This window comes from Rhizobacter sp. Root1238, assembly GCF_001425825.1.
In the GTDB taxonomy this organism is placed as follows: domain Bacteria; phylum Pseudomonadota; class Gammaproteobacteria; order Burkholderiales; family Burkholderiaceae_C; genus Rhizobacter.
Genome location: NZ_LMDM01000041.1, coordinates 1 through 5413, shown reverse-complemented (window position 1 = coordinate 5413; position 5413 = coordinate 1). Strand labels below are relative to the sequence as shown.

Sequence of the window (5413 nt, the reverse complement as noted above, 5' to 3'; positions counted from 1 at the left end):
CGCAAGCTCCTGCGCATCGCCTTCTGCCTCTGGCGCTCCGACCAGCTTTTCAATCCTCTCCTCGTCGGAAAGGCTTGACGCGCGACATAGAACCTACCGGTCAGCGCTCCCGCGCCGCCTCCTGGGCCACAAAGGCGCTGCTACCAGCGCGCCACCGGCCAAGGGGGCATGCTTCTATCCCCTCTCTCCTTGCAGCAATCGCTCATGCCCGGTCAGCCCGGCCGCCAGGCTGTAGGCCTGCGCATCGAACCTCGCGCGCTCGCGCAGCGGTTGCCACGCTGCCGGCGATTCCAGCCCGGCCAGCACCGCATCGGCCACCGCCGCCGGCTCGAAGAACGGCACCAACCGTCCGTTCTCGCCGTCGCGGATCACCTCGCGCACCGGTGCGGTGTCCGACGCCACGATGGGCACGCCGCAGGCCATCGCCTCCAGCAGCGACCAGCTCAGCACGAACGGATACGTCAGGTACACGTGCGCCGCCGACACCTGCAGCACCCGCAGGTACTGCGCGCGCGGCAGCTTGCCGGTGAAATGCGTGCGCTCGGGGTCGAGCTTCACCTCGGCCAGCATCTTCTCGCGCCAGTTGGTCGCGTCGCGTGTGCGCTTGCCATAGCTCACGCCGTCGCCGCCGACGATCAACGCATGGCAGCTCTTGTGCTGCTTCTGGATGCGCTCCAGCGCGCGCATGAAGACGTGGAAGCCGCGGTACGGTTCCAGGTTGCGCGCCACGTAGGTGACGACCGGGTCGCCGGCCTTCAGCACCGCGCCGCTGCGCGTCTTGACCGCGGCGTTCGCATCGGGCGCCAGGCCTTCGGTGTCGATGCCCTCGTGCTGCACGCCTATCTTCGGCAGGAAGATCTCCGGGTGCCGGCTGCGCTGCCAGTGCGTCGGGCTGACGGCCGCATCGCAGTTCGTCAGGTTCAGCGTGTGCAGCGCATTCCAGGTGCGCACGCGGGCGCGATCATCGAAGCTGAGCGGAAACTCCGGGTCGAAGCCGAGGTCGGCGTCGTCGGCGTCGTAGTACCACTCGCACAGGTGCACCAGCCGCGCAGTCGGGAACACATCCTTCGCGTACAGCGTCTCGCCCCAGCCGGGGTGCGCGAGGATCACGTCGGGCGTGAAGCCGTCGTGCTGCAGCTTCAGCATCGCGCGGGCGGTGGCCTGCCCGTGCAGCGTCGCCGATTCCATCTGCCGCAGGTAGCCGTGCTGCTGCGCATGCGGCGCGCGTGCCAGCTTGTAGCGCACCAAGCCGTCGAAACCGGGCAGCCCCGGCGCCGTCTCGCGGCCCAGCGCCCGCACGTCCCAGCCCGGGCGGCGCGACCACGCCGTCACGAGGTGGCCGAACTGGCCGGGGAAGTTCTGGTGGATCACAAGCAGGCGCATCTCATTGTCCTTGTCGATTGCGCCGCTCGGGATGCGTGCGGCGACGCGTTCGTCATTCTGCAAGGAGATCGACCGCTAGTTCAGTTCGTCTTCATCCCGCCCCGGCATGCCGAAGCGCGAATTGCACAGCCCGCACCGGCAGCTCACGTCCACCACCGCCGCGATCGGTTTGCCGGGCACCGCCACGGCCCGCTCGGCCACCTGCACACCGCTGCGGCATGCAGGGCAATGCGGGTCGACGTTCGGCTTGATGTGCCGAAGGTAGGCGCGCGCCAGGCTCAGGGCCAGGCCCTGGGCCTGCAGGTACATCCGCTCGGCCCGCCGTTCGACGTGCAGCACGAATGCGTCCATCACGACGCCCATCGCCTTCACGACCGCCAACGAAACGCACAGCGACACCGCTGCAAACAGCTGCGTCCAGTCTTTCATTTCCAGCCCTTTCCGACCCCGTGGGTTGCACTGCAAGATGGCGTCGTTCGGGCGAGTCTAGAAATCAACTGTGCAGAAGGTATGCATGTACCGGATCGTCAACAATCGGAGCCTTCCCCGCACACCACCCGATGGAGATTCGCATGGAACATCGCAGACTCGGCTCAAGCGGCTTCAAGGTCCCCGTCCTCAGCCTCGGCACCGGCACCTTCGGCGGCGGCGGCGAGTTCTTCAGCGCCTGGGGCAAGACCGATGCCGACGGCGCGCGCCGCCTGCTCGACATCTGCCTCGAGGCCGGCCTCAACATGTTCGACAGCGCCGACGTGTACTCCGCCGGCGCGGCCGAAACCGTGCTCGGCCAGGCGATGGCCGGCCGGCGCGACAAGGTCATCGTCTCGACCAAGGCCACCTTCCGCCTCGGCACCGGGCCGAACGACGTCGGCTCGTCGCGCCACCATTTGCTCGATGCAGTTCACGCCTCGCTGAAGCGGCTCGGCACCGACTACATCGACCTCTTCCAGCTGCACGGCTTCGATGCGCAGACGCCGGTCGAAGAAACGCTGCGCACGCTCGACGACCTGGTGCGCGCCGGCAAGATCCGCTACCTCGGCGTGTCGAACTTCTCCGGCTGGCACCTGATGAAGTCGCTGGCCGCGTCGGAACGCCTGGGCATTTCGCGCTACGTCGCGCACCAGGCCTACTACTCGCTGATCGGCCGCGACTACGAATGGGAGCTGATGCCGCTGGCGCTCGACCAGGGCGTCGGCGCCGTCGTCTGGAGCCCGCTCGGCTGGGGCCGCCTGACCGGCAAGATCCGCCGCGGCACCGGGCTGCCGGCACAGAGCCGGCTGCACAAGACCGCCGAGTTCGGTCCGCCGGTGCCCGACGAGCAGCTGTTCCGCGTGATGGACGCGATCGACGCGGTCGCGAAGGAGACCGGCAAGAGCGTGCCGCAGATCGCGCTGAACTGGCTGCTGCAGCGACCGACGGTCGCGAACGTGATCATCGGCGCGCGCGATGAAGCGCAATTGCGCGACAACCTCGGCGCGATCGGCTGGTCGCTGAGCCAAGCGCAGATGAAGCAGCTCGACGAGGCCAGCACGGTGACCCGGCCCTACCCGTACTGGCACCAGGCCAGCTTCGAACGCAATCCGCCAGCGGTGTGATGCGTCAGGCCGGCGTCGCCACGCCGGCCTCGACGTCCTCGTCGGCCGAACCGGTGCGCGCCGGTCCATCCCAGCGCGTCGGCTCGGGCGACCAGCCCAGGGCTTGCGGCTTCTGCATCAGCGCGGCCACCGAGCCGCCGAGTTCGATGCCCAGCACCTCGCGCGCCGCCCGGGCGCCGGCATCGTCGTCCTGGCTCACGGCCAGCACGAAGCGTTCGAACGACGGCCAGTCGCGTGACAACTGCTGCACCAGGATGCGCGCCAATTCGTACGAGAGCAGGTTGCCGTCATCGGGCCGATGGAACGAGCGGCCTGACCAGAACTGCTGTACCTCGGCCTGGCCCCAGAAGCGCTCGTGCATGCGCTGGAGCTCGTGCGGCGTGTAGATCAGGCGCGGCGTGCCGGTCAGGCGGTGCTCGGTGTTGACGGCCAGTCCTTCGTCCAGCCAGGTCGGCAGGCGCAGGTGCGCGAGCGCGCTGTGCGTCATCTCGTGCGCGATCACCGGCTCGATGGCCGTCAGGTCGGCCCGCTTGACGAGGAAGTGCGGGCAACCCGCGTGCACGAACATGCCGCCGCTGAACGCGAAGACTTCGCCCTCCGCGGGGGTGTCGGGGTAGTAGCAGGCGACGTAGGCGTAGTAGTCCTCGTCGTGGTCCATCACCAGCACGATGCTGCGCTGCTGCGCGGCCTGGTCGGCCAGGCGTCCGAGAACGCGCGCGACGCGTTCCCGCGTGCGTGCAACGTAGTCAGCCGTGGCCAGCACCACGCGGCTCTCCAGCGACGACAGCACCCAGGCCTGTGCCGTCTCGTGCAACCGGAAGTGGTCGCCGAAGGCATCGCGCAGGTGCAGCAGCCAGGCGCGTTGCGCCTGTTCGGTGGCGCTTTGCCGCTCGGCCTCGCCGGCGATGCCGTCGATCCACGCGCGAGCGGCGTGCCAGTCCATGAACGGCAGGCCGTTGACGAGGCCCATGTGCTCCTGCAACACGAATGCCGGCACGCCGGGCGCATCGAGCTGCACAGGAGCGGCCTCGTTGCGCGCGCCCGCCAGCGGTTCATCGGGCAAGGCATCCGGATGCCCGGCCGGCAGGTGCGTGCGCATGATCAACGCACCCACGAACGGAAGTATCCAGACGCCGGCGATCAGCCAGCCGCGGCGGCCATCGAGTCCGTCGGTGCGCAGCACCCGGCGGGTGGCCCAGACGTTGGCCAGCACGAGCAGCGAGAGAGCGATCAGCCATGTCATGGGGGGCGATTGGAACAGCCCCGCGATCCCTTTTGGCAAATGCGAGTGCAGATGCGAGAGTGCAGATGCGAAAGTGATCTACTCCTGCATCCGTTACTGCACGAGGATCCAGCCATGACCGCGCGATACCAGGGCGTGTTCCCGGTGGTGCCCACCACCTTCACCGACAGCGGCGAGCTCGACCTGCTGAGCCAGAAGCGCTGCGTCGATTTCATGATCGATACCGGTTCGACCGGGCTGTGCATCCTCGCGAACTTCTCCGAGCAGTTCGTCATCGCCGATGCCGAGCGCGAACTGCTGACGAAGACGATCCTCGAACACGTCGCCGGCCGCGTGCCGGTGATCGTGACCACCACGCACTTCAGCACCCGGCTTTGCATCGAGCGCAGCCTGCGGGCGCAGCAGCAAGGCGCGGCGATGGTGATGGCGATGCCGCCGTACCACGGCGCGACGCTGCGCGTGCCGGAGGGGCAGAGCATCGAGTTCTTCTCGCGGCTGTCCGAGGCGCTGACGATTCCGATCATGGTGCAGGACGCACCCGTCAGCGGCACCACGCTGAGCGCTGCGACGCTGGCGCGGCTCGCGCGCGAGACCGCGAACGTGCGCTACTTCAAGATCGAGGTGCCGCAGGCCGCCGCGAAGCTGCGCGACCTGATCGCGCTGGGCGGCGATGCGATCGAAGGCCCGTGGGACGGCGAGGAGGCGATCACGCTGCTGGCCGACCTGGATGCCGGCGCGACCGGCGCGATGACCGGCGGCGGCTTCCCCGACGGCATCCGGCAGATCGTCGATGCCTTCACGGCGGGCGACCGCGAAGCGGCGGTCGCGGCCTATGCGAAGTGGCTGCCGCTGATCAACTTCGAGAACCGCCAGGGCGGCTTCCTGAGCGCAAAGGCGCTGATGAAGGAAGGCGGCGTGATCGCATGCGATGCGCCGCGGCATCCCTACCCGCCGATGCACCCGGCGACACGCGCCGGCTTGCTCGACGCGGCGCGACGGCTGGATCCGCTGGTGCTGCGCTGGGCTTGATGCGGTCCCGGATGGCGCCCCGCTTCATCCGGGGATCGTCGATCAGTTCGGCCACATCCGGTTGGCCCAATCCGAGAACGTCTTCAGCCGCTGCGCCTCCGCGCCATGGTTGCGCGCCGACATCACGCTCCAGGTGATGTACTGCTCGCCGGTCCAGTCGACC

At 68.5% G+C, this 5413-nt stretch carries 5 protein-coding genes; 2 read left to right on the top strand and 3 right to left on the bottom strand.

Going from position 1 to position 5413, the window contains the following annotated elements:
- Positions 1-174: 174 nt before the first annotated feature.
- Positions 175-1383, bottom strand: coding sequence for a glycosyltransferase family 4 protein (locus ASC98_RS23035; RefSeq protein WP_056814115.1), 1209 nt, complete (start codon positions 1381-1383; stop codon positions 175-177).
- A gap of 75 nt (positions 1384-1458) precedes the next feature.
- Complete coding sequence (locus ASC98_RS23030; protein ID WP_056814111.1) at positions 1459-1812, bottom strand: hypothetical protein; 354 nt, start codon at positions 1810-1812, stop codon at positions 1459-1461.
- 143 nt (positions 1813-1955) lie between these two features.
- On the opposite strand from ASC98_RS23030, the gene ASC98_RS23025 reads away from it, so the two are divergent.
- Entirely contained in the window at positions 1956-2978 is a 1023-nt protein-coding gene (locus ASC98_RS23025; RefSeq protein WP_056814113.1) for an aldo/keto reductase, read from the top strand.
- Positions 2979-2982: 4 nt separating this feature from the next.
- On the opposite strand, the gene ASC98_RS23020 is transcribed toward ASC98_RS23025, so the two are convergent.
- Complete coding sequence (locus tag ASC98_RS23020; RefSeq protein ID WP_056814108.1) at positions 2983-4221, bottom strand: hypothetical protein; 1239 nt, start codon at positions 4219-4221, stop codon at positions 2983-2985.
- A gap of 114 nt (positions 4222-4335) precedes the next feature.
- On the opposite strand from ASC98_RS23020, the gene ASC98_RS23015 reads away from it, so the two are divergent.
- Complete coding sequence (locus ASC98_RS23015; RefSeq protein ID WP_056814105.1) at positions 4336-5250, top strand: dihydrodipicolinate synthase family protein; 915 nt, start codon at positions 4336-4338, stop codon at positions 5248-5250.
- The last annotated feature ends 163 nt before the right edge of the window (positions 5251-5413 follow it).

Excerpts from the sequence above, each read along its gene's own strand:
- ASC98_RS23025 (WP_056814113.1), top strand. The coding sequence starts at position 1,956 with ATGGAACATCGCAGACTCGGCTCAAGCGGCTTCAAGGTCCCCGTCCTC.
- ASC98_RS23035 (WP_056814115.1), bottom strand. The coding sequence starts at position 1,383 with ATGCGCCTGCTTGTGATCCACCAGAACTTCCCCGGCCAGTTCGGCCAC.
- ASC98_RS23020 (WP_056814108.1), bottom strand. The coding sequence starts at position 4,221 with ATGACATGGCTGATCGCTCTCTCGCTGCTCGTGCTGGCCAACGTCTGG.
- ASC98_RS23030 (WP_056814111.1), bottom strand. The coding sequence starts at position 1,812 with ATGAAAGACTGGACGCAGCTGTTTGCAGCGGTGTCGCTGTGCGTTTCG.
- ASC98_RS23015 (WP_056814105.1), top strand. The coding sequence starts at position 4,336 with ATGACCGCGCGATACCAGGGCGTGTTCCCGGTGGTGCCCACCACCTTC.